This is a genomic window from Candidatus Solirubrobacter pratensis, from assembly GCF_000425945.1.
In the GTDB taxonomy this organism is placed as follows: Bacteria; Actinomycetota; Thermoleophilia; order Solirubrobacterales; family Solirubrobacteraceae; genus Solirubrobacter; species Solirubrobacter pratensis.
Genome location: NZ_KE384480.1, coordinates 658,962 through 683,204, shown reverse-complemented (window position 1 = coordinate 683,204; position 24,243 = coordinate 658,962). Strand labels below are relative to the sequence as shown.

Annotated in this window: 23 protein-coding genes; 3 read left to right on the top strand and 20 right to left on the bottom strand. The window is 74.5% G+C overall.

Going from position 1 to position 24,243, the window contains the following annotated elements; all coding sequences use genetic code 11:
* Window positions 1–3 precede the first annotated feature (3 nt).
* The 7 genes from gcvH to murC all read right to left on the bottom strand — a co-directional run bounded on the left by gcvH (window position 4) and on the right by murC (window position 7,722).
* Window positions 4–390, bottom strand: a complete 387-nt coding sequence (gene gcvH / locus H958_RS0127820; protein ID WP_028061053.1) for a glycine cleavage system protein GcvH — start codon at window positions 388–390, stop codon at window positions 4–6.
* Between the two features lie 3 nt (window positions 391–393).
* Window positions 394–1,470 (bottom strand): glycine cleavage system aminomethyltransferase GcvT, encoded by a 1,077-nt coding sequence (gcvT, locus tag H958_RS0127815; RefSeq protein ID WP_028061052.1) that lies wholly within the window; start codon window positions 1,468–1,470, stop codon window positions 394–396.
* 68 nt (window positions 1,471–1,538) lie between these two features.
* A complete protein-coding gene (locus H958_RS0127810; RefSeq protein WP_028061051.1) occupies window positions 1,539–2,279 on the bottom strand; it encodes a 4-hydroxy-tetrahydrodipicolinate reductase in 741 nt (246 codons plus the stop codon).
* Window positions 2,280–2,301: 22 nt separating this feature from the next.
* The gene (locus H958_RS0127805; protein WP_028061050.1) at window positions 2,302–4,293 is read right to left on the bottom strand and encodes an HD domain-containing phosphohydrolase; all 1,992 of its coding nucleotides are present in this window, start codon (window positions 4,291–4,293) and stop codon (window positions 2,302–2,304) included.
* Between the two features lie 57 nt (window positions 4,294–4,350).
* Window positions 4,351–5,424 (bottom strand): cell division protein FtsZ, encoded by a 1,074-nt coding sequence (ftsZ, locus tag H958_RS0127800; protein WP_028061049.1) that lies wholly within the window; start codon window positions 5,422–5,424, stop codon window positions 4,351–4,353.
* A gap of 148 nt (window positions 5,425–5,572) precedes the next feature.
* Window positions 5,573–6,373, bottom strand: a complete 801-nt coding sequence (locus H958_RS0127795) for a cell division protein FtsQ/DivIB (RefSeq protein WP_028061048.1) — start codon at window positions 6,371–6,373, stop codon at window positions 5,573–5,575.
* A 53-nt stretch (window positions 6,374–6,426) separates the two neighbouring features.
* Window positions 6,427–7,722 carry a UDP-N-acetylmuramate--L-alanine ligase gene (gene murC, locus H958_RS0127790; RefSeq protein WP_028061047.1) on the bottom strand — a complete coding sequence of 432 codons (1,296 nt, stop codon included), beginning with the start codon at window positions 7,720–7,722 and terminating at the stop codon, window positions 6,427–6,429.
* Between the two features lie 20 nt (window positions 7,723–7,742).
* Between murC and H958_RS0127785 the strand changes: the two genes are divergently transcribed.
* Window positions 7,743–9,359: a RecQ family ATP-dependent DNA helicase gene (locus tag H958_RS0127785; protein ID WP_037411518.1), complete on the top strand. Its 1,617-nt coding sequence runs from the start codon at window positions 7,743–7,745 to the stop codon at window positions 9,357–9,359.
* Here the strand turns inward: H958_RS0127785 and H958_RS0127780 are convergent.
* Both H958_RS0127780 and H958_RS0127775 read right to left on the bottom strand, forming a co-directional pair.
* Window positions 9,338–9,628, bottom strand: a complete 291-nt coding sequence (locus H958_RS0127780) for a hypothetical protein (protein WP_028061045.1) — start codon at window positions 9,626–9,628, stop codon at window positions 9,338–9,340. The two genes, H958_RS0127785 and H958_RS0127780, sit on opposite strands and share 22 nt — an antisense overlap.
* Complete coding sequence (locus tag H958_RS0127775; protein ID WP_051324895.1) at window positions 9,625–10,446, bottom strand: IclR family transcriptional regulator; 822 nt, start codon at window positions 10,444–10,446, stop codon at window positions 9,625–9,627. The genes H958_RS0127780 and H958_RS0127775 overlap by 4 nt, the downstream gene beginning before the upstream one ends.
* A gap of 59 nt (window positions 10,447–10,505) precedes the next feature.
* Here H958_RS0127775 and dhaM point away from each other — a divergent pair, with 59 nt between their 5' ends.
* Together dhaM and H958_RS0127765 are read left to right on the top strand one after the other, a co-directional pair.
* A complete protein-coding gene (gene dhaM / locus H958_RS0127770; protein ID WP_037411517.1) occupies window positions 10,506–10,892 on the top strand; it encodes a dihydroxyacetone kinase phosphoryl donor subunit DhaM in 387 nt (128 codons plus the stop codon).
* Window positions 10,873–11,223, top strand: a complete 351-nt coding sequence (locus H958_RS0127765; RefSeq protein ID WP_081686338.1) for an HPr family phosphocarrier protein — start codon at window positions 10,873–10,875, stop codon at window positions 11,221–11,223. The genes dhaM and H958_RS0127765 overlap by 20 nt, the downstream gene beginning before the upstream one ends.
* Here H958_RS0127765 and H958_RS40850 read toward each other — a convergent pair.
* From H958_RS40850 to H958_RS0127710, 11 genes are all read right to left on the bottom strand, one after another.
* The gene (locus H958_RS40850; RefSeq protein WP_051324894.1) at window positions 11,143–12,795 is read right to left on the bottom strand and encodes a putative PEP-binding protein; all 1,653 of its coding nucleotides are present in this window, start codon (window positions 12,793–12,795) and stop codon (window positions 11,143–11,145) included. The genes H958_RS0127765 and H958_RS40850 overlap by 81 nt on opposite strands.
* Window positions 12,795–13,400, bottom strand: a complete 606-nt coding sequence (dhaL, locus tag H958_RS0127755) for a dihydroxyacetone kinase subunit DhaL (protein ID WP_051324974.1) — start codon at window positions 13,398–13,400, stop codon at window positions 12,795–12,797. The genes H958_RS40850 and dhaL overlap by 1 nt, the downstream gene beginning before the upstream one ends.
* 46 nt (window positions 13,401–13,446) lie before the next feature.
* Complete coding sequence (gene dhaK, locus H958_RS0127750; protein ID WP_028061040.1) at window positions 13,447–14,448, bottom strand: dihydroxyacetone kinase subunit DhaK; 1,002 nt, start codon at window positions 14,446–14,448, stop codon at window positions 13,447–13,449.
* Between the two features lie 32 nt (window positions 14,449–14,480).
* On the bottom strand, window positions 14,481–15,260 hold the full coding sequence (locus tag H958_RS0127745) for an MIP/aquaporin family protein (protein ID WP_028061039.1): 780 nt from the start codon (window positions 15,258–15,260) through the stop codon (window positions 14,481–14,483).
* Window positions 15,261–15,481: 221 nt separating this feature from the next.
* A complete protein-coding gene (locus H958_RS0127740; RefSeq protein WP_081686408.1) occupies window positions 15,482–16,657 on the bottom strand; it encodes a UDP-N-acetylglucosamine--N-acetylmuramyl-(pentapeptide) pyrophosphoryl-undecaprenol N-acetylglucosamine transferase in 1,176 nt (391 codons plus the stop codon).
* Window positions 16,658–16,667: 10 nt separating this feature from the next.
* A complete protein-coding gene (gene ftsW, locus H958_RS40845; RefSeq protein ID WP_156028333.1) occupies window positions 16,668–17,921 on the bottom strand; it encodes a putative lipid II flippase FtsW in 1,254 nt (417 codons plus the stop codon).
* A gap of 195 nt (window positions 17,922–18,116) precedes the next feature.
* Window positions 18,117–19,961 (bottom strand): hypothetical protein, encoded by a 1,845-nt coding sequence (locus tag H958_RS0127730; RefSeq protein WP_028061037.1) that lies wholly within the window; start codon window positions 19,959–19,961, stop codon window positions 18,117–18,119.
* Window positions 19,958–20,266 (bottom strand): MGMT family protein, encoded by a 309-nt coding sequence (locus H958_RS40840; RefSeq protein WP_051324892.1) that lies wholly within the window; start codon window positions 20,264–20,266, stop codon window positions 19,958–19,960. Before H958_RS40840 ends, H958_RS0127730 begins: the two co-directional genes overlap by 4 nt.
* 97 nt (window positions 20,267–20,363) lie before the next feature.
* Window positions 20,364–21,329, bottom strand: coding sequence for a phospho-N-acetylmuramoyl-pentapeptide-transferase (gene mraY, locus H958_RS0127720; RefSeq protein WP_028061036.1), 966 nt, complete (start codon window positions 21,327–21,329; stop codon window positions 20,364–20,366).
* A complete protein-coding gene (locus tag H958_RS0127715; RefSeq protein ID WP_028061035.1) occupies window positions 21,322–22,737 on the bottom strand; it encodes a UDP-N-acetylmuramoyl-tripeptide--D-alanyl-D-alanine ligase in 1,416 nt (471 codons plus the stop codon). The genes mraY and H958_RS0127715 overlap by 8 nt, the downstream gene beginning before the upstream one ends.
* A gap of 37 nt (window positions 22,738–22,774) precedes the next feature.
* Entirely contained in the window at window positions 22,775–24,208 is a 1,434-nt protein-coding gene (locus H958_RS0127710) for a UDP-N-acetylmuramoyl-L-alanyl-D-glutamate--2,6-diaminopimelate ligase (RefSeq protein WP_028061034.1), read from the bottom strand.
* Window positions 24,209–24,243 lie beyond the last annotated feature (35 nt).

The window sequence follows — 24,243 nt, the reverse complement described above, 5'->3', positions numbered from 1 at the left end:
AGCTTAGGACAGGCTGCTCTGGTAGCTCTCGGAGTCCAGCAGCGAGTCGAGCTCGGACGCGTCGGAGAGCCGGACCTTCACGAGCCAGCCCTCGCCGTACGGGTCCTCGTTGATCTGCTCGGGCGAGTCCTTGAGCGCCTCGTTGACCTCGACGATCTCGCCCGACACCGGGGCGATGACGTCGCTGACCGCCTTCACGGACTCCACCTCGGCATACGAGCCGTCCTTGGCGATCGACGTGCCGACCGCGGGGGGATCGAAGAACACGACCTCGCCGAGCTGGTCCTGGGCGTACCAGGTGATGCCGAGCGTCGCGACGTCGCCGTCCACGCGCGCCCAGTCGTGCTCGGGGTGGTACTTGAGGTCGTCGGGGTAGCTGGCCTCGGCCACGGTTCAGGTCTCCTTGCTGTACAGCGGCTTGGAGCGCACCTCGGCGGGGCGCGCCTTGCCGCGGACGTCGATCTCGATCGCGGTGCCCGGCTCGGCCTTCTCGGGCGGAAGGTACGCCATGCCGATGCCGACGTTCATGCTCGGCGACAGCGTGCCGGACGTGACCTCTCCCCCGCCCTCGACCGGGTTGCCCTGGCGCGCGATGCCGGGGCCGGTGAGGACGAAGGGAGCGAGCTTCTCCTTCGGCCCGGCCTCGCGCGCGGCGCGGACCGCCTCGGAGCCGATGAAGTTCGTGTCCTCCTTGCAGCACCAGCCGAGGCCGGCCTCGATCGGGCCGCGCGACTCCATCAGGTCGTTGCCGTAGAGGTGGAAGCAGACCTCCAGGCGCAGCGTGTCGCGCGCGCCCAGGCCGGTCGGCACCGCGCCCGCCGCGCTGACCGCGTCCCAGACCTTGCCGGCGCCCTCGCCCGCGAGGATCAGCTCGACGCCGTCCTCGCCGGTGTAGCCGGTGCCGCAGACGAGCACGTCGGGCACGCCGGCGACGGTCAGCCGGGCGGTGCGGAAGCGCCTGGGCAGCTCGCCGCCGGCGAGCTCCGCGACGATCCCGCGAGCCTCAGGACCCTGGACGGCAAGCATCGCGTAGTCGTGGAGGCGGTCGTGGAGGGTGACGTCGAAGCCCCCGGCGTGGCGCCGGAACCACGCGAGGTCCTTCTCGTGGTTGGCGGCGTTGGTGACCGTCAGGAAGCGGTCGGGGCCGAGCCGGTAGGAGAACAGGTCGTCGAGGACGCCGCCGTCCTCCTTGCACAGGACCGAGTACTGCGCGCCGTCCTCGGCGATCTTCGTGACGTCGTTGGAGAGGATCCGCTGGAGGAACCGCTCGGCGTCGGGACCGGTCGTCTCGATCTCGCCCATGTGCGACACATCGAACACGCCCGCACGCTCGCGGACGGCCAGGTGCTCTTCGCGGATGCCGGCGTACTGGACGGGCATCTCCCAGCCCGCGAACGGGACCAGCTTCGCGCCCGCGGCGACGTGGCGGTCGTGAAGCGGGGTGCGCTTGAGCGTGTCGGCAGGGGCCATCGAGCGGCACCCTAGCGCGCCCGGGGCGCGGGCCGCTTGCGCCGCTCCTTCCGCTGGTGCGCCGGCACTCAGAACAGCAGGCGGTCCAGTCCGCGCAGGACGCCCGTGAGCTCCGGCACGCGGCGGATCGCGAGCAGGGTTCCGGCGATGTAGGGCTCGGCGGAGGCGCCGGCCTCGTGGCGGATGACCAGGCGCTCGCCGGGCGTCGCCAGGATGACGTCGGTGGAGAGCGCGTAGCCCGGCAGGCGCAGCGAGTGGACGCGCGTGCCGGCCACCGAGGCGCCGCGCGCCTCGCGTGGACCGATCAGGTCGGCGTCGTGGGCGGCCGGCTCGGAGGAGCCGAGCCGCTCGGCGAGCTCGCGGGAGGTTCCCGAGGGGACGTCGGGCTTGCCCACGGAGCCGTAGTCGATCACCTCCCAGTGCGAGACGTGCTGCGCCGCGACGGTCGCCGCGTGCAGGAGCGTGGCGGCCAGCAGCGAGAAGTTGCCCGCCGCGACCACACCGCGGCCGGCCGCCCGGGCCGCGGCGTCGATCTCCGCGTAGTCGGACTCCGTGAGCCCGCTCGAGCCGACCACGACGTGCGCGCCCGCGGCCAGCGCGGCGTCGACGTTCCCGCGCACGGCGGCGGCGCTCGTGTAGTCGACGACGACGTCGGCCGGGACGGCGGCGAGCGCCTCGGACACGGACGGGTGGTCGCCGCCGCGGCGCGCGACGCCGGCGGCGAGCTCGAGGTCGGGCGCCGCCTCGACGGCGCGCGCGAGCGGGGCACCGGTCCAGCCGGTCACCCCTGCGATGAGGACGCGGAGCATGTGGCCGGCATTCTGCCGGGACCTACGCGGAACGCGCGACGGCGAGCTCGGCCAGTGCGCCGCAGAACGCCTCGACGACGATCGCGTCGAACTGGCTGCCCGCGCACGCCCGCAGCTCCGCGACCGCCTCCTCGGCGCCGATCGCGCCGCGGTACGGGCGTCCGCAGGTCATCGCGTCGTACGCGTCGGCGACGGCGATGATGCGCGCCCCGAGCGGGATGTCGTCGCCCCCGAGCCGGTCCGGATAGCCGTGACCGTCCCAGCGCTCGTGCGAGGCGCGCACGAGCTTGGCCACGGCGCCCAGCGCCGGGGCGGCGGCGATGATCCGCTCGCCGGCGACCGGGTGGCGGCGGATGAAGCTCCACTCCTCGTCGGTCAGCGGACCTTCCTTGAGCAGGATGTCGTCCGGGATCGCGACCTTGCCGACGTCGTGCAGCTCGGCGGCGTGGCGCACCACCTCCAGCGCGTCGCGCTCGATCCCGAGCCGCCGCGCGGTCGCCTCCGCCAGCGCCGCCACCGCGTTGCCGTGGCCGCCCAGCTCCGGGCTGCGCTCCGACAGCGCGCGCAGCAGCACGTCCTTGCTCTGCCGCGACGCCGAGCGCCGCCCCGAGTGCTTCTGCGCGTACATGCGCTGGTCGGCGATCCGCAGCGCCTCGGCCGGCTCGGTCGCCTCCGCGGGCAGCGTGATCGCGCCGTAAGAGCAGCCGATGAAGAAGCCCTCGCCCTGCTCGGACAGGGCCATCGCGGCGCCGTCGAGCAGCGCCTCCACGTCACGGCCGAGCGGCTCGAAGAGCGCGCAGAACTCGTCGCCGCCCATCCGGAACACGCGGCCGCGAGCGTCGAAGTAGGCGCTCAAGTTGGCGCCGAGGCGCATGAGCAGCGCGTCCCCCGCCGGGTGGCCGAACGTGTCGTTGTAGGTCTTGAAGCCGTCGAGGTCGAACAGCGCGAGCACGAGCGGCGACTCGGCGCCGGCGTCCGGCAGCAGGACGGCGAGGTCGCGCGTCAGCGCGCGGCGGTTGCCGAGGCCCGTCAGCGCGTCGGTCATCGCCTCCGCGCGCGAGGCGCGCAGCATCGCCACGTTCTGGCGGAACGTGAGCGTCAGCCGGACCATCACCGCGACCAGCGTCCCGGCCGCGAGCCCGATGGCGAGCGCGTTGAGATCGCCGGTGCAGCCGTACACGAGCAGCTCGACGCCGACCGCGCCCGCGGCCAGCGGCGCCGCGATCAGCCGTAGGGCGTCGTCGCGCGGCCGGACGCGCGGGCGCGCCGGCGGGTCCTGCCACGCGGCGACGGCGATCGCCAGCAGCCCACCCCACCAGCCCGCGTCGAACCAGCCGCCCGACTCGTAGGTGCCCGCCGCGGTGCGCACGAGGTACATCGAGTCCGCGAACCAGAACATCAGCACGCCGGCGGCGATCAGGGCCCAGGAGCGGTCCAGGCGCCAGCCCGTGCCGGCCAGCGCGCCGACGCCGACCGCCAGCAGGACGAGGTCGGTGAGCGGGTACGCGAGGCCGGTCGCGACCGCGAGCGGCTCGCCCGACGCGTGGGCGAGGACGGTCTGGAAGACGATCGCGGCGCTCAGCGCCGCGACCGCGAGGGCCACGGTCACGCCGTCGACCAGCAGCGTGGCCGAGACCCGGGTGCGGGCGCGCAGCAGGCCGAGCAGGCCGGCGAGCGCGAGCACCGGGAAGAGCAGGTAGCCCGCGTCCGCGGGCGAGGGCAGCGGCGGCGAGCTCTCGCTCCAGAGCACGGCCGTGTAGTAGATCTCGCCGAACGTCCACGCCAGCACGCCGCCGCCGAGCAGCAGCCACGGGCCGCGCTCGCGCGGCACGAGCACGACGCGGGTCAGGATCGCCACGGCGGCGACGAGCAGCAGCACGTCGTGGCTGAACCGGGAGTCCAGCGGCCCCAGGCCGGTGCCGGGGAACACGACGACCCGCAGCTCGTGCACGGCGAGCCACGCCCCGCAGGCGAGGAAGGCGAAGCGCGCGATGCGGCGGGCCGCTGTGCCCATACCTCCGCTTATCGGCGCGTTGGCGTTCACCGCTTAGCGCGGCGTGCGCTCAGGGTGTCAGCGAAGGAACGGCGGGATGTCGAGATCGTCGTCGCGGATCACGAGCGAATCGCGCTGGCGCTCGTCGATCCGGGGGCCGCGATCGCGCGGCGGCCGCGTCCGCTCCTGCTGGGCGGCGCGCACGCCGCCGTGGTCGAACCCGGTGGCGATGACGGTGACGCGGATCTCGTCCCCCATCCCCTCGTCGATCACGGCGCCGAAGATGATGTTCGAGTTCGAGTCGGCCGCCGAGTGGATCAGCTCCGCCGCCTCGTTGACCTCGAACAGGCCGAGGTCCCGCCCGCCGGTGATGTTGAGCAGGATGCCGGTGGCGCCCTCGACGGACTCCTCCAGCAGCGGCGAGGAGATCGCCTGCTTGGCGGCATCGGAGGCGCGCGACTCGCCCGAAGACGTGCCGATGCCCATCAGCGCCGAGCCGGCGTTCTCCATGATCGCCCGCACGTCGGCGAAGTCGAGGTTGATCAGGCCCGGGATCGTGATCAGGTCGGTGATGCCCTGGACGCCCTGGCGCAGGACGTTGTCGGCCTCGCGGAACGCGTCGAGGATGCTCGTGCGGCGCTCGACGATCGCCAGCAGCTTCTCGTTCGGGATCACGATCAGCGTGTCGACCATCTCGCGCAGGCGGTCGATGCCCTCCTGCGCCTGGCGCGCCCGCTGGGAGCCCTCGAAGGCGAACGGGCGCGTGACGACGCCGACGGTGAGCGCGCCGATCTCGTTCTTGGCGATCTCGGCGATCACGGGCGCGGCGCCGGTGCCCGTGCCGCCGCCCTCGCCGGCCGTGACGAACACCATGTCCGCGCCCTTGAGCGCCTCCTTGATGTCGTCGCGCGACTCCGCCGCGGCGCCCTGCCCGATCTGCGGGTTGGCGCCGGCGCCGAGGCCCTTGGTGAGCGTCGACCCGATGTGCAGCTTGAGGTCGGCGTCCGTCATCTGCAGCGCCTGCGCGTCGGTGTTCGCCGCGATGAACTCGACGCCGGACAGGCCGGCATCGATCATCCGGTTCACGGCATTGGTTCCACCGCCGCCGACGCCGACGACCTTGATGACTGCGAGATAACCGCTGGCTTCCATGAAGATTTTCCGTCCGGGCCTCTAGTTAGGGTCGAGCGTTTTAGCAGGCTCAGCAAGGCGCGGATTACCGCAACTTACGGCGGTTTCGTTCCCGATGTCAACGTGAGCGAACCTCGGCAAGGATCGTTGCAAACGCCAAAACTCTCGACTACGGATTGACGGTTGGGCCATTCTCACCCTGAAGTTGAGCGTTCGGGTCGGGTGTCGGATCGGCGACCGGAGCGAGCCCTCCGGCGGCCACACGCCCGGGAACGGAGAGGTCGAGATACGTCGCGCCGGCGGCCGACGGCTCGGCCAGCACACGCGCCGCGGCGGTCCACTTGGCGAGCGCCTCCTGGCCGTTGCCGAACACCAGCTCGGGCCCTTGGCGCAGCTCGACGACCACGCCGCGCGGCTGCACGCTGAGTTGCTGGGCGGCGTGCAGGAGCGGAGCGGGGGCCGCCTTGGCGACCTCCAGCGCCCCGAGCACGCGCTTGTCGGTGATGCGCTTGCCGGCGACCGGCCGCGACAGCTGGATCGTCGGAAGATCGCGATCGGCGGTGATGCCCCGCAGGACGAACCCGCCGCCGGTGACCGGCAGCCTGCTGTCGCCGATCTCGAGCGCCGCGACCGGCTTGCGCTCGACGACCTGGATCGTCATCGCGTGCGGGAAGCTCGTCTTCACCCGTACCGACGCGACCGACGAATACGGCGCGACGGCATCCTCGAGCACGCGCTCGCGGACGTGCAGAGTCGACATGCTGCGCGCCGCCGCGTCGAGCGCGGCGGTCACCCGCCCGGCCTCCGAGGTCGTCGCCCCGGTCACCGAGACCTTCGTCACCTTGGCCAGCCCGGAGTCGCGCAGCCAGAGCCAGCCGCCGGCGGCGAGCACGGCGACGCCGATCGCGAGCAGCGCGAGCCGGAGTACGGCGACGCGGCTCCGGACAGGGAATCTCGAAGGGAACGTCATGGGCGATGGGCGAGGCTGGGAGGAGCCTCGCCGCAGTGCTTCGGCGCGGACGCTTATGTCCCTGCTACGAGCGCGTGGCCGAGGCGATTCACGTCGCCGGCGCCGAGCGTGAGCACGAGGTCGCCGGCGCGCAGCTCGCTCTGCAGGAAGCGCTCGGCGGTGGGGATGTCGCGCAGCCACGCGACGCGCTTGCCGCCCGCGGCGTCGGCCGTCGCCTCGGCGACGAGCAGGCCGCTGACGCCCGGGTGGTCCTCGGCGCGCTCGCGCGCGGGATAGACGTCCAGGACGACGGCGAGGTCCGCGGCGGCCAGCGCCTGGCCGAACTGGCGCGCCTCACGCTGCGTGCGCGAGTACAGGTGCGGCTGGAAGACCGCGATCACGCGCGCCGGCTCGAGCGTCCGGGCGGCGGCGAGCGTGGCGGCGACCTCGGTCGGATGGTGGGCGTAGTCGTCGACGACGAGCGCGCCGTGGACGGTGGCCCCGAGGCGCTCGAAGCGGCGCCCGGCGCCGGCGAAGTCCTGCAGCGCGCGCGCCGCGGCCGCCAGGTCCGCGCCGGCGAGGCGCGCGGCCTCCAGCGCGGCGGCGGCATTGCGGGCGTTGTGCTCGCCCGGCACCGGCAGCGCGACCTCTACGCCGTGCAGCGTGAAGCGCGAGCCGCCCGGCGTCAGCTCTGGACGCGCGTCGAACGGCGTCGTCTTCGTCGCGCCGGCGAGCGCGAGCAGGTTCGGGCGGTCCCAGATCACCGCTTCGCGGGCCTTCGCCAGGAACTCCCGGAAGGTGTCGTCGACGTCACGCTGGGAGGCGTAGGTGGTGTGATGGTCGAGCTCGGCGTTGGTCAGCACCGCGATCGCGGGCTGCAGCTTGAGCAGCGAGCGGTCGGACTCGTCGGCCTCGACGATCAGCCACTCCCCGCTCCCCAAGCCCGCGTTGGAGCCGGTCGAGCGCACCTCCCCGCCGACCAGGTAGCTCGGGTCCATCCCGGCGCCGCGCATCGCGTGCACGAGCATCGAGGACGTCGTCGTCTTGCCGTGCGTCCCGGTGACGGCGATCGTCGGCTTGATGCGCGTCAGCTCGCCGAGCAGGTCGGCGCGGTGGAGCTGCCGCTCGGCGACGGCGCGCTCCGGATTGTCGGGCGGGATGGCGCTGCTGTAGACGACCTCGGCGCCGGCGGGGACGTTCGCGGCGGCGTGGCCGACGGTGGGCTCGATGCCGAGATCGCGCAGCGGACCGGCGTAGGGCGCACGATCGGATCCGGTCACGCGCGCGCCCAGCGCGCTCGCGACCAGAGCGAGCCCGCTCATGCCGGCGCCGCCGATCCCGACGAAGTGCAGGATGCGATCGCTCCACACGGGCTGTCACTGTGGCAGGGATGGACGACGACTCCCGGATCGAGCGGGTCGCGCGCGAGGCGCTCGGCTTCAAGGCGCTGCGCCCGGGCCAGCGCGAGGCGATCGAGGCGGCACTGGCGGGCCGCGACACGCTCGTGGTGATGTCGACCGGCGCGGGCAAGTCGGCGATCTACCAGATCGCCGGGCTGCTCACGCCGGGCGCGACGATCGTCGTCTCGCCGCTGATCGCGCTGCAGCGCGATCAGGTCGACGCGCTGAGCGAGCATGCCGCGGGCGGCGCGGCGCAGCTGAACTCGTCGCTGCCGCGCGCCGAGCAGGACCGCGCGCTGGCCGAGCTGGCCGAGCACGCGCTGGAGTTCGTCTTCCTCGCGCCCGAGCAGCTCGCGCGCCAGGAGGTGCTGGACGAGCTGGCGGTGGCCGAGATCTCGCTCTTCGTCGTCGACGAGGCGCACTGCATCTCCGAGTGGGGGCATGACTTCCGGCCCGAGTACCTGCGCCTCGGCGCCGCGCTCGACGCGCTGGGGCGCCCGCCCGTACTGGCCCTGACGGCGACGGCGGCGCCGCCGGTGCGCGAAGAGATCGTCGAGCGGCTCGGGCTGCGCGACCCGGCCGTCCTGATCCGAGGGTTCGACCGCCCGAACTTCCGCTTCGAGGTCGCCCCGTTCTACGGCGAGCGCTCCGAGGACCGCAAGCTGCGGGCGCTGGAGGAGCGGATCGCGGAGTCGCCGGGCGCCGGCATCGTCTACGTCGCGACGCGCCGCCAGTCGGAAGAGCTCGCGGCGGCCGTCGGCGAGCGCGCGGCCTTCTACCACGCGGGCATGCGCCCGGCGGATCGCTCCGACGTGCACGAGCGCTTCCGCGCCGGGTCGCTCGAAGTCGTGGTCGCGACAACCGCGTTCGGCATGGGGATCGACAAGCCGGACGTGCGCTGGGTCTTCCACGCCGAGATCTCGGAGTCGGTCGACTCCTACTACCAGGAGGCCGGCCGCGCCGGGCGCGACGGCGAGCACGCCGAGATCGTGCTCTTCTACCGCCCGGAGGACCTGGGGCTGCGGCGCTTCTTCGCCGGCGGCGGCCATCTGGAGGTCGACGAGCTCGCGCGCGTGCTCGACGCGGTCGATCACGGCGTCGAGGACCCGGGCGCGCTGCGCTCGCAGGCCGGGCTGTCGGAGACCAAGCTTGCGGCCGCGCTCTCGCGGCTGGAGGAGGCGGGCGCGCTGCACGTCGAGGCCGACGGCTCCGTACACCCGCGCGAGCACGACGCGGAGGCCCTGCGCGCCGCGGCCGAGGCGGAGGAGCGCCGGCGCTCGTTCGAGCGCTCGCGCGTGGACATGATGCGCGCCTACGCGGAGACCGCCGACTGCCGGCGCGCGTTCCTGCTCTCGTACTTCGGCGAGGAGTTCACGCCGCCGTGCGGGCGCTGCGACAACTGCGAGAAGGGCCTGACCGGGCCGCCGCCGGCCGACGTCCCGTTCCCCGTGGGCACGCGCGTGGAGCACGAGCAGTGGGGCGCGGGCGTCGTGCAGCGCTACGACGACGACTCGGTCGTGGTCCTGTTCGACGAGGCCGGCTACAAGACGCTCGCGCTCGCCGTGGTGGTCGAGCGCGGGTTGCTTCAGCCCTCGTCTTCGGCGTAGGCGTCGGCGAGGATCTCCGGCAGCGTCGCGAGGAAGGCGTCCTCGAGCTCTTCCGGCACGAGGACCTTGACGCCCGTGACGTGGACGTCGGTGCCGTGCGAGTGGGCGTCCGGCTCGATCGTGGCGCCTGCCAGGGCGAAGAACGGCGTCAGCGAGAAGTAGTCGAGCCCGATGAACTCCTCGGGGTCGATCTCGGTGGCGTCGAGCAGCTCGCGCAGGCGCGGGTCGTACTCGGAGTGGCCCTGGGTGATGTAGGCGAGCTGCTTCATGTGGGCGGTAACCCTAGAAGCCCGCCGCGCGCGCCCAGCTCGCGCGAGATGCTGCGCGCGGCGTCGGCGACCGCGTCGGCGATGCCCTTGGCGGGGCCGCGCGGAAGGATCCGCCGCGTGTCGCCCACGACGCCGATCGCCCCGACCGCATGGCCCGCGTGGTCGGCGATCGGCGCCGCCAGGCTGGCCTCGCCGAGCACGGCCTCGTCCTTCTCGCGCGCGAGGCCGGTCGCCCGGACCTCGTCGAGCTGGGCGGTGAGCGCGGTCGCGCCGAGCGTCTTGTTGGTGAGCCGCGGGAGCGGGTCGGCGGTCAGCTCGTCGAGGATGTGCGCGGGCGCGTAGGCGAGCATCGCCTTGCCGAGCGCGCTCGCGTGCGCGGGCAGCTGGGCGCCGACCTCGAGCACCTGGAACGCGGCGTCGGGGCGGAAGACGTGGTGGACCACGACGACGTGCGCGCCGTGCAGCACCCCGACCCGGACCGCCTCGCCGGTCCGCTGCGCCAGCCGCTCGGCGTGGACGAGCGAGCGCGCCCGCAGCTCGTTGAGGTCGAGGTAGGAGGAGCCGAGGTGCAGCAGGCCGGGGCCGAGCTGGTACTTGTCGGAGTCGCGGTCCTGCTCGACGAAGCCGTGCTGCTGCAGTGTCTGCAGGAGGCCGTGGACGGTCGGGCGCGGGAGGCCGAGCTGGTCCGCGAGCTGACTCACGCCGAGGCGCCGCGGGCCGCCCGCGAGCGCCTTGAGGATGCGCGCGGCGCGGTCGACGGACTGGATCGTCCCCCGCCGCCGGCCCGCCTGCGCGGTCTGTTCGTCGACTTCGCTCATCCTGCCAGCCGATTCGGCATTGTCGAATTGCCTTCGGTAGTGTAGATTTGCCCGACAGAATGGTCGGCATCGTCGTTGTATCGCACAGCCGGGACATCGCCGTCGGGACGACCCGTCTGGCCGCCCAGATGGCGGGGCCGGACGTGGCCATCCACGGCGCCGGCGGCACGCCTGACGGCGGCCTCGGGACCGACGCCGAGCTCGTCTCCGCGGCGATCGAGGCGGCCGACAGCGGCGACGGCGTCGTCGTGCTCGGGGACCTCGGGAGCGCGATCCTCACCGTCCGCGCCGTGCTCGAGGCGGCGAACGGCACCGGCAACGTGCGGCTGCTCGACGCCCCGCTCGTCGAGGGCGCGGTGGCGGCCGCCGTCACGGCGTCGGCCGGGCTGCCGATCGACGACGTCGCGCGTGCGGCGGAGGAGGCCCGTGCCGTCCCGAAGCTCTGAGCCGGACGCGGGATCGCCGCGCCCCGGCGCGGCGGGATCGCCGCCCGCCGCCGCGGGATCGCCCCCCGCCGCCGAGGCGACCGTCGTGCTTCCCGCGGACGTCGATCTCCACGCGCGGCCGGCGGCGCAGTTCGTGCGCCTCGCGATGAGCTTCAGCGGCGCGCGCATCACGGTGGCCGCCGGCGGTCGTGAGGCGGACGCCAAGAGCCTGCTCTCGGTGCTCTCGCTCGGCGCCAAGGGCGGCACCTCGCTACGGCTGTCGGCCGGCGGGGACGATGCGGCCGGGGCCGTCGAGGCGCTCGCCGCCTGCGTGGCCGGCCTGACCGAGTAGGCGCTCGACCGCGGCCGCGTCCGGCGCGTTCGCCGCGGCGCGGACCAGGCGCGCGGCGTCGCGCGAGTCGACCGCCGCGACGCGCTCCCACGTCTCCCCCACGCGCGCCGCGCCCACGCTCAGCTCGGTGACGCCCGCGCCGATCAGCAGGGGGATCATGCGCGGGTCCGACGCCGCCTCGCCGCACACCTCCAGCACGCGGCCGTGGGCGGCGGCGGCCTCGCCCGCCCGGACGATCGCCCGGACCATGCGCGGGTCGTGCGTCGCCGTCGCGCCGGGCGCGAAGCGGTCCGCGCCGAGGACGTCGGCGGTCAGGTCGTTGGTGCCGATCGAGAGGAAGTCGGCGGCGGCGGCGATCTCATCGGCCGCGCCGATCGCGTCCGCGGTCTCGAGCATGGCGCCGATGGTCACCCGCGGAGCGAGCGCGCGGACGGCGTCCACGTCCTCCGCCCCATGCACCAGCGGCAGCAGCACGCGCAGGTCGGTGCCGGCGCCGGCCGCCTCGATCGCGCGCAGCTGAGCGGCGAGCGCCGCGGGCGCGGAGCGCAGGAGCGCGATCCCGCGGGCGTCCGTCCCGCGCAGGAACGGCGGTGTCTTGTCGCCGCCGAAGTCGAGCACGCGGACGGTCGCGGTGCGGCCGGCCAGCGCATGCAGGACGGGCTCCAGCGCGGCGCGGTGCGCGGCCTCATCCGGCCACGCGGGCGCGTCGAGGAACGCCAGCTCGGTGCGCAGCAGCCCGACGCCTTCGGCGCCGGCCGTCAGCGCCACGCGCACGTCCGCCGAGCCGGCGGCGTTCGCGAGGATGCGGACCGGTTCGCCGTCCCGCGTGCGTCCGGGGCCGCGCGCGACGACGGCGCGCCGCTCGGCGACCTGGCGCGCGGGCTCGGCCACCACCTCGCCGCGATCGCCGTCGACCAGCACGTCGCCGTCCAGCGACAGCACTCCGGCTCCGGCGCCGACGACCATCGGGATCCCGAGCCCGCGCGCGATCACGGCGGCGTGCGCCGAGGGGCCGCCGGCCGCGAGCGCGATGGCGACGACGTCGGGCGAGAGCTCGGCGACGTCGGCCGGCCCGAGGTCCTCGGCGATCAGGACCGTGGGGGCGCCGGCGGCGGGAGGCGCCGAGCCGCCGGAGGCGGACGCGCCCGTGGCGGCCAGGGCGGCGGCGCGGCGCCCGAGCGAGCGGACGTCGTCCGCGCGCAGCGCGAGCGTCTCGTCCCCGAGCGCGGCGATCGCGTCGGCGTGGATCGCGCAGGCTCGCACCAGCGCGGCCGCCGCCGCGAGGCCGTCCGTCAGGATCGCCGCCTCCAGGGCGGCGTCGAGCGCCGGGTCGGCGGCCATCAGCACGCCGGTCTCGACGATCTCCGCCTCCTCCCCGCGTCCCTCCGCACGCAGGCGCGCGGCGAGCGCCTCGAGCTGCGCGCCGGCCTCCGCGAGCGCGGCCCGGGCGCGCGCCAGCTCCTCGTCGCGGTCCGCGACCGGACCGGAGTCGATGGCAGCCGCGAGCACGCGCGCGCGGCCCGTGGCGACCCCCGGCGCGGCGGGCAGGCCCGGCAGGATGCGCTCGGCCATCAGTCGCCCGCGGTGATCGCCCGCCCGAGCGCCGCGACGATCAGGGTCGTCGACGCCGCTCCGGGATCCTCATGGCCCATCGAGCGCTCGCCCAGATACGACGCGCGCCCCTTGCGGGCCTGCATCGGGACCGTCGACCGGGCGCCCGCGGCGGCCGCGTCTGTGGCCGCGGCGATCGCGTCGGCGAGCGACGAGCCGCCGTCGACGGCGGTGCGCAGCGCCTCCACCGCCGGCCCGAGGGCGTCGACCATCGTCTTGTCGCCCGGCTCCGCGGCGCCCAGCTCGACCACGCCGGCCAGCGAGGCCTCGAGGGCGCCGGCGAGCGCGGGCCCGTCGAGCGTCGCCGCGTCCCCGAGCGCCCGCCCGGCGCGACGCAGCGCCGTGCCCCAGAGCGGCCCGCTCGCGCCGCCGACGGTCGACACGAGCGTCTTTCCCGCGAGGATCAGCTGCTTGCCGGGCGGCGTGCCGTCCTGATCGGCGAGCGCCTGCTCGACCGCCCGGAAGCCACGCGTGAGGTTCACGCCGTGGTCGCCGTCGCCGATCGCCGAGTCCAATTGCGTCAGGTGATCCGCCTCCGCCGCGACGGCAGCGAAGGCCTCATGCATCCAGGCGGTGACGGAGACGGCGTTTCCCACGGCGGTGTCCACTCGCTCAGACCCCCCAGCGGAGACCGGCGGTGTGCACCGGAGCATCCCACAGCGCGGCGAGCTCGTCATCGAGCTCGAGCACAGTCAGCGACGCGCCCGCCATCTCGAGCGAGGTGATGTACGGCCCGACGAGCCGCCGCGCGGGCCGCAGCCCGCGGTCCACCAGCGCGCGCTCGATCTCCCCGTGCAGGACGTAGAGCTCCAGCTGCGGCGTGCCGCCCATCGAGTTCGTGAACACGAGCAGCTCCGCGCCGGCTGCGGGCGCGAGGTCGGAGATCACCGCCTCGACCATCTCGGCGGCGACGTCGTGCGCGGTGCCGAGCGGCTCGCGCCGCCGTCCCGGCTCGCCGTGGATGCCGATGCCGACCTCCATCTCCCCGAGCGGCAGGTCGAAGATCGGCTTGCCGGCCGAGGGCGGGATGCACGACGACAGCGCGATGCCGAACGAGCGCGCGCGCTCGTTGACGCGCCGCGCGACCGCGGCCACGGCGGCGAGGTCGTCGCCCCGCTCGGCCGCGGCGCCCGCGATCTTCTCCGCCAGCACCGTGGCGCCCACGCCGCGACGCCCGGCGGTGTAGAGCGAGTCCTGCACGGCGACGTCGTCGTCGATCAGGACGGATTCGACGCCGATCCCTTCGTCGGCGGCGTCCTCCGCCGCCAGCTTGAAGTTCATGACGTCGCCCGTGTAGTTCTTCACGAGGTGCACGACGCCGGCGCCGCCGTCGACCGCTTGGGTGGCGGCGAGCATCTGCTCGGGCACGGGGGAGGTGAAGACGGCGCCCGGGCACGCCGCGTCGAGCATGCCGAGGCCGACGAAGCCGCCGTGCAGCGGCTCGTGGCCTGCGCCGCCGCCGGAGACGAGGGCGACCTTGCCCTGGCGCGGCGCGTCGGCACGCACCACGATCTGCGCGCCGGCGTCGACGCGGAGGATGTCGCCATGCGCGGCCGCGAGGCCGGCGAGCGACTCCTTGACGATCTGCTCCGGGTCGTTGAGGAGCTTGCGCATCGGTTGGGTCACGGTGGCCATGATGCTCCTCTTCAGTGGGTGACCGCCACGCGGTCATCGGACGACACGGCGGTCTTGACCGGCCGCTGGACTTTGCGCGGCTCGGCGAGGTAGTCGTAGAGGTAGGCCGCGAGGCCGGAGCCGACGAGGCCGGGCAGGACGTAGACGGGGATCAGCTGACCCCAGTGCGTCGCGCCGCCGCCGATCGCGGAGACGAGCTCGGGCCCGAACGCGCGCGCCGGATTCAGCGAGGCGCCGGTGATCGGCCCGATGACCATGATGATCGCGACCACGGCGCCGCCGATGACGAGCCCGGCGAGCTCTGACGGCGAGCGGCCGTCGACGATGCCGAGGATGGCGAACATCAGCATGAAGGTGCCGAGGCCCTCGGCGACGATCGCCGCCGCCCAGCTCGTCGTGTCGCTGTTGAACGACGTCATGCCCATGCCGAGGTCGATCGCCTGGTGCGCGAAGACGGCCCAGATGGCGAACGCGCCGATGACGGCGCCGAGCACCTGCGCCGCCCAGTAGGCGGGGACCTCGCGCCATGGGAAGCGCTTGGTCAGCGCGAGCGAGAACGTCACGGCCGGATTGATGTGGCAGCCCGAGACCTTCCCGAGCGCGTACACGACCGCGGCGATGATGAGCCCGAACGCGAACGAGATGCCCAGCAGGTCGGCACCGGTGATCGCGGGCTTGGCGTCACCCGCGAGGGCGAGCGTCGCCACCACGGACCCCGGTCCGACGAGCACCAGCAGGGCGGTGCCGAGCGTCTCGGCCGCTGCGCGCTGGCCGAGCGAGTATGTCTCCATCTCTCCTCCCCCGTGGGACTTCGATTCGACATTGTCGAATCGGGTTTGGAGGAACGTACTCCTCGCCGGCGGCGCCGTCAAGGGCGGGCCAGCGGCTGTGGGATCGGGCGTGTTGCGGAGTCGGGCAGCGGCACGCCGCGGGTTCACGCCGGGCCGGCGCTCCCACGCCCCGCGGTCACTCGCCGGGACGCCGCGCGTCGCGCAGCGTCGCGGGCCTCTCTCTACGCCTCGTGACGCGCCGCCGCGAGCACTTCCGCGGCGATGTCGTTCGCGGCGTGCGGCTTCGCGAGCGCGAGTGCGGCGGCGCCCATCGCCTCGCGGCGCGCCGGGTCGGCGATCAGCGCGTCGACCTCTTCGCGCAGCCGTGCGGGCGTGAGCTCGGCGTCGGGGACGATCACCGCGGCGCCGCGCTCCGCGAGCCAGCGGGCGTTCGTGGTCTGGTGGTCGGCGGACGCGTGCGGGTACGGTACGAGCACCGAAGGCAGCCCGTGCTGGGCGAGCTCGAACACCGAGCCGCCCGAGCGGGCCACGGCGAGGTCGGCGGCCGCGAGCGCGACGCCGAACGGCGACAGGTACTCGAGCAGCTCGTATCGCTCGCTCGGCGGCGTGATCGTGGCGTAGTCGCGCGCGCCGGCGACGTGGACGACGCGGTAGGGCGCCGCCGCGAACGCCTCCGGCGCCGCGAGGTTGATCGAGCGCGCGCCGAGCGAGCCGCCGAAGATCAGCACGCACGTCTCCTCGGGCCCGATGCCGAGCTGCGTGCGAGCCTGCGCGCGATCCGTGTAGCGCGGCGGCACGGGGCGCCCGGTCACCCGGTAGCGCTCGCCCTCGCGACCCTTCAACGGGAACGCGAGGCAGACGCGGCGAGCGCGCGGCGCGAGCAGGCGGTTCGTGAGGCCGAGGTGCGAGTCGGCCTCGGCGAGCACGAGCGGGATCCCCAGCGCGACCGCCGCGGCGCCGACCGGTCCCGCCACGTATCCGCCGCCGCCGAGCACGACGTCCGCGCCGCGCTGCTTGAGGATCCTGCGGGCGGCGTTCAGTGCCAGCCCGGCGCGCCCGACGGCGCGGGCGGCCTTGAGCGGGTTCGTGCGGCTGATGCCCTCGACGCGCAGCGTGTCGATCGGGTACCCGGCGGCGGGCACGAGCTCGGCCTCCGCCCGCTGCCCGCCCACGAACGAGACCTCCGCCCCGGCGGCCCGGAGCGCGTCCGCGACGGCGATCGCGGGCACGACGTGCCCCGCCGTCCCACCGGCGGCGATCACGACGCGCACGGGAGCGGCCGCAGGCCCCGCCGCGGCACGCGCCTGCACCGACGCGGCGCTCGACTCGCGGGCGTCCGCCGACGCGCCGGTCTCGCCCGCGGGCGCCGGCCCGCCGGGGTGCTGCGGCGATGTCATCGCGGCGCCTTCAGCTCGCGGCGCGGCGTGGGCCGCGGTGGCCGCCGTTGCGGCCGCGGGGGCGCTCCGCGCCTGCGCTGCGGCGCTGCTTTCGCTCGGCCGCGGCTCGGTCACGCGAGTCCTTCGGCCGTGCCGGGACGGCGCGCAGGTGCGCGGAGCCGCCCGCGGCCACGTTGAGCAGCAGCCCCATCGCGGCGAGCAGCACGATCAGCGACGTGGAGCCGGACGAGATGAACGGGAGCGGGACGCCGGTGAGCGGCGCGAGGCCGAGCACGGCATAGACGTTGAGCAGGGCTTGGCACAGGATCAGCGAGGTCAGACCGCCGGCGAGCAGCTTGGCGTAGGCGCCCTTGGCGTTGCGGGCGGTCCTCAGGCCGGCGTACCCGATCATGCCGTAGAGCGACAGCAGCGCGAGGATGCCGACCAGGCCGAGCTCCTCCCCGATGACGGCGAGGATGAAGTCGGTGTGGGCCTCCGGAAGGTAGGACGTCTTCTGGACGGAAGCGCCGAGGCCGTGGCCGAACAGGCCGCCGGAGCCGATCGCGATCTGGCCCTGCACGGCCTGATAGCCGGACGCCCCGTGATCGGCCCACGGATTCAGGAACGCGGTCAGCCGCGCGCGCCGGTACGGCTCCACGATCGCGAACATGAGCACGAGGAACCCGCCGACACCGGCGACGAGGCCGAGCTGGCGGATCGGCAGCCCGGCGGCCACCAGCATCGCGGCGAGCGTCGCCGAGATCACGAGCGCGGTCCCGAGATCGGGCTGCGCGGCGATCAGCAGCAGCGCGCAGCCGCCGACGCCGAGGATCGGGCCCGCGACCGTCCGGAGCGAGCGCGCGATCCTCGGCCGCGCGGCCAGCATCCCCGCCGCATGCAGGATGAGCGCGAGCTTCATGATCTCGCTCGGCTGGAACTGCAGCGGGCCGGCGCCGATCCACCTCCGCGCGCCGTTGATGCGCAGGCCGAGGCCCGGCATCAGCACGAGCACCAGCATGCCGAAAGCGACCATCAGCAGCGCGGGCGTGTAGCGGCGGAAGACGTCCAGCGGCATGCGCGAGACGATGTTCATCCCCAGCAGCCCGACCGCTCCGTACGCGACGTACTTGAGCAGGAACCCGGTCCCGTCGCCCTGGCCCTGCAGCAGCGTGCGCGCCGATGAGGCCGAGTAGACCATCACCGCACCACCCGCGAGCAGGCAGAACGTGGCCGTCAGCAGCAGTCGGTGCTCGAGTGGCTGCTGCTGCTGGCGGCGTGGGCGCATCCACTCGCCATTCGACACCGCGAGGCGGACGCCTTCCGTGGAATGCGGCCGCGACCGCGGCACCTCGCGAGGGCCGGCGCGCGGCGCCCGTCCGCGGTTCTCGCCGGTCAGAAATCGCCGTCCGGGAGGCGGGGCGGGCGCTCGCTGCCCGCCCGCCCCGGTCACGAAGCGCACCGCAGCCCGGCGCTGCCGCGCTCACTTCCGGCTCGCGCCGGTCAGGAACGGCCATCCGGGCTCGGCGCGCACCACGGCGCGGAAACTCCGGGCCGCCGAGCGGGTTCGGTATCGGAACGTCGCGCCGGTCCGCGCGAGGCGGGTGGTGGCGAACGTCCGCCACCCGCGCCCGGAGCGTGCCTGCAGCTCGACCCGCTTGCGGAGCCCGGACGGCGCGCCGACCACACGCCCCGAGAGGGTCACGACGCCCGCGGCCCGCGCGACGCGGAGGACGACGTGCGGGATCACGCGGACGCTGACGGTCGCGCTCGCCCCGTGCGCGGAGAACGTGACCTGGCGCGAGACACCGGCTCCGAGCACGTACGTGAAGCGGCCCGCGGCATCCGTGGTGACGGGGCGCTGGGCCAGCGGCAGAGCGCCCACCGCGCGGGTGCTGATCGCGACCTTCGCGCCGGCGACGGGGTGCCCGTCGGAGCGGTGCAGCGTGCCGGCGATGCGCCGCGTGAGGCCCCAGCGGAGCGTCGCACTCGTCCGGCCCGAGGCTTCGAACGCCGCCGTCAGCAGCGCCGCCGGCTCGGCCGTCGGAGATGCCACGGGCGGCGGCACGGGAGAGGCGGACGGAAGCGGGCTCGGGCTGGGCGCCGCGGTGGCCGTGACCGGCGCCGTCGGCTCGGAGTACGCGTCGGTCACGCCTTCGGCGTTCGCCGCGACCACGCGCAGCCGCAGCCGGTGTCCGGCGTCGTCCGCCGTCGCCGTGTAGGTCGCGCCGCCGGCGCCGGCGACGTCCTGCCAGCCGCCGTCCTCGTGGCGCTGCCAGCGCCGCGTCAGCGTGAGGCCCGAACCGCTCCACGCGCCGTCGGAGCCGACGAGGGTCGCGCCCTGCGCGGCGGTCCCGGTGATGCGCGGCGGCGCGGTGTTCGCGGGCGCGGGCACGTTGTCGACGACGATCGGGAACGGACCCTGCCGCGCGCGGTTGACGCCCGTGGCGTCCCAGACCGAGAGCTCCACCTCGTGCGCGCCCTCGGCGAGCCGGGTCGTGTCGAGCGCGAGCGTGCTCGACGCCGAGAGCGGGCACGGGACGAGCGCGGTGTAGGGCGTGCCGGAACCGTCGCCGGAGCATCGCGCGGGGTTCACCGCGCGGTCCACGACGGCCCACCCGTCGACCAGCAGCTGCTCGCGCAGCAGGCCGCCGCCGCGGTCGGACGCGCCGTAGGACAGCGAGCGCGTCCCCTTCAGCGGGCCGCCGGCCAGGAGCGTGCCCGACACTGCCGAGATCACCGGCGCGATGTCGTCGCGGAGCTCGATCCGCGCGGCGTACACGCTGACGCTCGAAGCCCCGGTGCAGCGGTCGCCGCCGCCGCAATGGACCCACACCGAGAGCGTGCGCTGACCGGACAGCCCTCCCGCGCTCTCGCCGAACAGCGCGCCGTAGAACGCGCCGCCGCCGAGGTTCGAGTAGACGTCCTGGTAGCCCTGGCCGGGGCCCTCTGTGCGCAGCACGAACTCGGAGGCCCCGAACGGGCGCACGGCGGCCAGCGCGAACGACCGCGCGACGCTGAAGCCGGCGATCTCGGTGTCCTCCGGCGCGGTGAAGCGCCAGCCCGCGAGGTCCAGCGGACCGCCGGCGATGCTCGCCCACATCCCGGGCCCGCCGCTCGCGCAGCCGTCCGTGCCGGCCGCCGACGCGTAGCCGGAGTTGAACGACGACCAACCCGGACGGGCGCCGCCGCCGCAGGTGTCGACGCGGTAGGTTGCCGCGCCGGCGGCCTCGGGGGCGCCGAGCCACGCCACCGGCGCCAGCAGGATGCCCAGGAGCCAGACCACGGGGCGGCGGCGCGGGCCGCGCGCTGACGGCGCCGTGCTCACGCCGCGGCCTCGAGCGCCGGCGGCCGGATGCGGGACTCGCGGCGGGCGCGGCCGCCGTCGAACTCCACGCCCTCTGCCTCGAGCCGGCGGCGGACCTCGGCCGGGTCTCCGAGCGCGGTGCCGCCGATCGTCCCGTCGGACTTCAGGACGCGGTGGGCGCCGGGCAGCTCCTCGCGGATGAAGCGCTGGTTGAGCGTTCGCGCGTGCACGTCGCTGCCGCCGGCGGCGGCCGCCACGTCGCCGTAGCTCATCCAGGCGCCGGCCGGGATCGCCGCGACGATCTCGCGCATGCGGTCCAGATCCATCTCATCCTCCTTCGGGGTCGGTTCACGACCCGGAACGAGACCGCATGACCGGCGGGTCCGCGCCCGGCGCGCGTGAATCGATACGAAGAAGTCGCAGTTACTGCACAGACTGCTGGTACAGCGTGAATCCGATCGCCGCGCAGACCGAGGCGACGATCCAGAAGCGCAGGATGATCTTGGTCTCCGACCACGCCTGCAGCTCGAAGTGGTGGTGGATCGGCGCCATCAGGAAGACGCGCTTGCGGAAGGTCTGGAACGAGAAGACCTGGATCAGCACCGACAGCGCCTCGATCACGAAGATCCCGCCGAGGATGATCAGCAGCACCTCGGTCTTGGTCATCACCGCCATCCCCGCGATCGCGCCGCCGAGGCCGAGCGAGCCCGTGTCGCCCATGAAGATCGACGCCGGGAACGAGTTGAACCAGAGGAAGCCGACGCAGGCGCCGACCAGGCAGCCGGCGACGAGCGCGAGGCTCGTCTGGCCCGTCGTGAACGTGATCGCGATGTAGGCGAGCAGGACGATCGCGGCGCAGCCGGCGGCCAGGCCGTCCAGGCCGTCCGTGAGGTTCACGGCCGACGTCGTCCCGGCCACGACCAGGTAGATGAAGACCGGGTAGAGGTAGCCGAGGTTGAGCGTGTAGTCCCACAGCCGCAGGTTCAGCGTGTCGGGCAGGTCGGCGCCGCGCGTCGCGACGAGCCACAGCCCGACCGCGATCATCAGCGTCACGACGAGCTTCGTCCGCCCGCGCAGGCCCAGGGACCGCCGCTTGACGAGCTTCGTGTAGTCGTCGGCGAAGCCGAGCAGCGCACAGGCGAGTGCGGTGCCGAAGACGCCGATCGCGCGCCAGTCCCAGTCGGTCAGCAGCAGGAACGGGACCGCGATCGCGGTGAAGATGATGATGCCGCCCATCGTCGGCGTGCCCGCCTTCGCGTGATGCCCCTCGGGGCCCTCCTCGCGGATGTTCTGCCCGAACTCCCGCGCACGCAGGAACGAGATGAACTTGGGCGAGAGGAAGACGCAGATGAGCAGCGACGCGGTCCCCGCGATCAGGACCTCACCCACGGGCGGAGGCCTCCGAGCCGGCGGGCGAAGACGCGCCGGCGCCCGGAGACGCCGCGGGCGAAGACGCGCCGGGGGGCGCGCCGGCGCCCGGAGACGCGGCGGCCGCGAGCGCCTCGGCGACCGCCTCGAGCCGCACGCCCCGCGACGCCTTCACGAGCACGACGTCGCCCGGCCGCACCAGCTCGGCCGTCAGCGCGGCGGCCGCGGTGGCGTCGGCCACGGCGTGCGCCGCGCCGCCGAACGTCTCGGCCATCGACGCCGACAGCGGACCGACGGCGACGAGGACGTCGACCCCGTGGGAGGCCGCGTACTCCCCCACCGCCCGGTGGTCGGCGACCTCCGACGGCCCGAGCTCCAGCATGTCTCCGAGCACGGCGACGCGCCGCCCGTGCGGCTCGTGCGTGGCGAGATCGTCGAGGGCGGCGCGCATCGAAAGCGGGTTGGCGTTGTAGCAGTCGTTGATCACGAGAACGCCCGACGGCAACGCGATGGTCTCACCGCGCAGCGGCCCGAACGACACGTCCACGCGGCCGGACGGCTCAACGCCCACCGCCTGTACCGCCCCCACCGCGGCGAGCAGGTTGACGAGTTGGTGGCGCGCCGTGAACGGAACCTCGAGCATGACCGCGAGCTCCCGGGCGCGGATCCGCGCCAGCGGCGGCGTGAACTCCTCGAGCACCACGTCGCCGGCCGGCCCGAAGCGCACGACGTCGAGGCCCGCGAGGTAGGGCTCCAGCGCCGCCTCGCCGGCCGGCACGACCGCGACCGGCACGTGGGCGAGCAGCTCGCCCTTCGCCCGCGCCACGCCCGCGAGGTCGCCGACCAGCTCCAGGTGCACCGGCCCGATCGTCGTGATCACGCCGACGTCGGGCTCCGCGATCCGCGCCAGCTCGTCGATCTGCCCGAACCCGCGCATGCCCATCTCGAGCACGAGCACCTCGGTGCCCTCCGGCGCCGCGAGCACGGCCAGCGGCAGCCCGATCTCGGTGTTGAAGTTCGCCGGGTTCGCCGCCACGCGCCGGTGGGGCGCCAGCAGCGCGGCGATCAGCTGCTTCGTGGAGGTCTTGCCGACCGAGCCCGTGACGCCGATCACGGCTGCGTCCAGCGCGCGCCGCCAGGCGGTCGCGAGCCGCTGCAGCGCGGCCAGGGGATCGTCGGCGACGAGCACGGCGCCGCCGGAGAGCCCTTCGGCGTGCTCGGGGGCGACCAGCACGCCCCAGGCGCCGGCCGAGAGCGCCGCGGCGGCGAAGCGGCCGCCGTCCACGTGCTCGCCGCGCAATCCGGCGAAGAGATCGCCCGGCTCGAGCGCTCGCGTGTCGATCGCGGCGCGAGCGGGCCCGCCGTCCGCGGCGGTCACGAGCTCGGCGCCGGCGGCGGCCGCCACCTCGGCGGCGCTCCACGAGATCACGCCGCCCCCTTCGGCGGCGGGACGGCGGTTGGAGCGCTCACGCCCGCGACCTCGCGGCGGCCTCGATCGCCTCGCGCGCGACCGCCTTGTCGTCGAACGGCTCGACCCGTCCGCCGGCGAACTCCTGCCCCTGCTCATGCCCCTTGCCGGCGATCACGACGACGTCGCCCGCCGCCGCCATCGCCGCCGCGCGGAAGATCGAGGCGCGCCGGTCCGCGTCGCGCTCGACCACGGCGTGCGCGTCGGGCGCGACGCCCGCAGCGATCTCGTCGATGATCGCCTCCGGCGCCTCCGAGCGCGGGTTGTCGGACGTGATCAGCGCGACGTCGGCCAGCCGCGCCGCGATCTCGCCCATGACCGGCCGCTTGCCGCGGTCGCGGTCCCCGCCCGCGCCGAACACGACGATCAGCCGCCCCGAGCAGAGCTCGCGCGCCGCCCGCAGGACCTGCTCGAGCGCGTCCGGCTTGTGCGCGTAATCCACGACGACCGAGAAGGGCTGCCCCGCGTCGACCGGCTCGAAGCGCCCCGGGGCGACGCCCGCGTCGCGCAGCGAGCTCGGCGAGACCGGCGCGCCGACCGCCCGCACGGCCGCCCACGCGCCAAGCGCATTGAGCACGTTGAAGCGCCCGGGAAGCGGCACGCGCGCCTCGAACTCGCCGTCGGGCGTCAGCGCCCGGAAGTCCGAGCCCGTCCCGTCGAAGCGGACGTCCACCGCCCGGTACGCGGCCTCGCGGTCGATCGCGAACGTCACGACGTCCTCGAACTCGTCGATCAGCCGCCGCCCGTAGGCGTCGTCGGCGTTGGCGATCCGCGCGCCGGTCAGCTCTGAGGCGAACAGCCGCCGCTTGGCCTGGAAGTAGTCCTCCATCGTCGGATGGAAGTCCAGGTGGTCCTGGTTGAGGTTGGTGAAGATCGCCGCCGCGACGTGGATCGCGTCCGCCCGCCGCAGCTCCAGCGCGTGCGAGGAGATCTCCATCGCGCAGGCCGTGTCGCCCGCGTCGAGCATCGCGCGGAACGTGCGCTGGAGGTCGATCGCCTCCGGCGTCGTGCGCGCGGTCTTGCTCTCGCGCCCGCCGACGACCGACTTCACGGTGCCGAGCAGCCCGCACCGGCGCCCGCTCGCCTCCAGCAGGGCGCGCGTGAGGTAGGCCGTGGTCGTCTTGCCGTTCGTCCCCGTCACGCCGATCACCGTCAGCGCGGCGGTCGGATCGCCATAGAAGCGGGCGGCGGCGCGCGCCATCGCCGCGCGGACGTCGTCCACCACGAGCTCCGGCACGCCGAGGCCCAGCGGGCGCTCGACCACCAGCGCGGCGGCGCCGCGCGCGACCGCGTCGGGCGCGAAGTCGTGCCCGTCGCGGGTGAACCCGGGAACGCAGAAGAACAGCGTGCCGGGCGCGACCTCCCGGTTGTCGAACGCCAGGCCCGTGACAGCCACGCCGGGACCGTCCCCGAGCAGCTCGCGGAGCATCATGCGACCGGAGTCTACGAACGCGTCCGGCGGCGAAA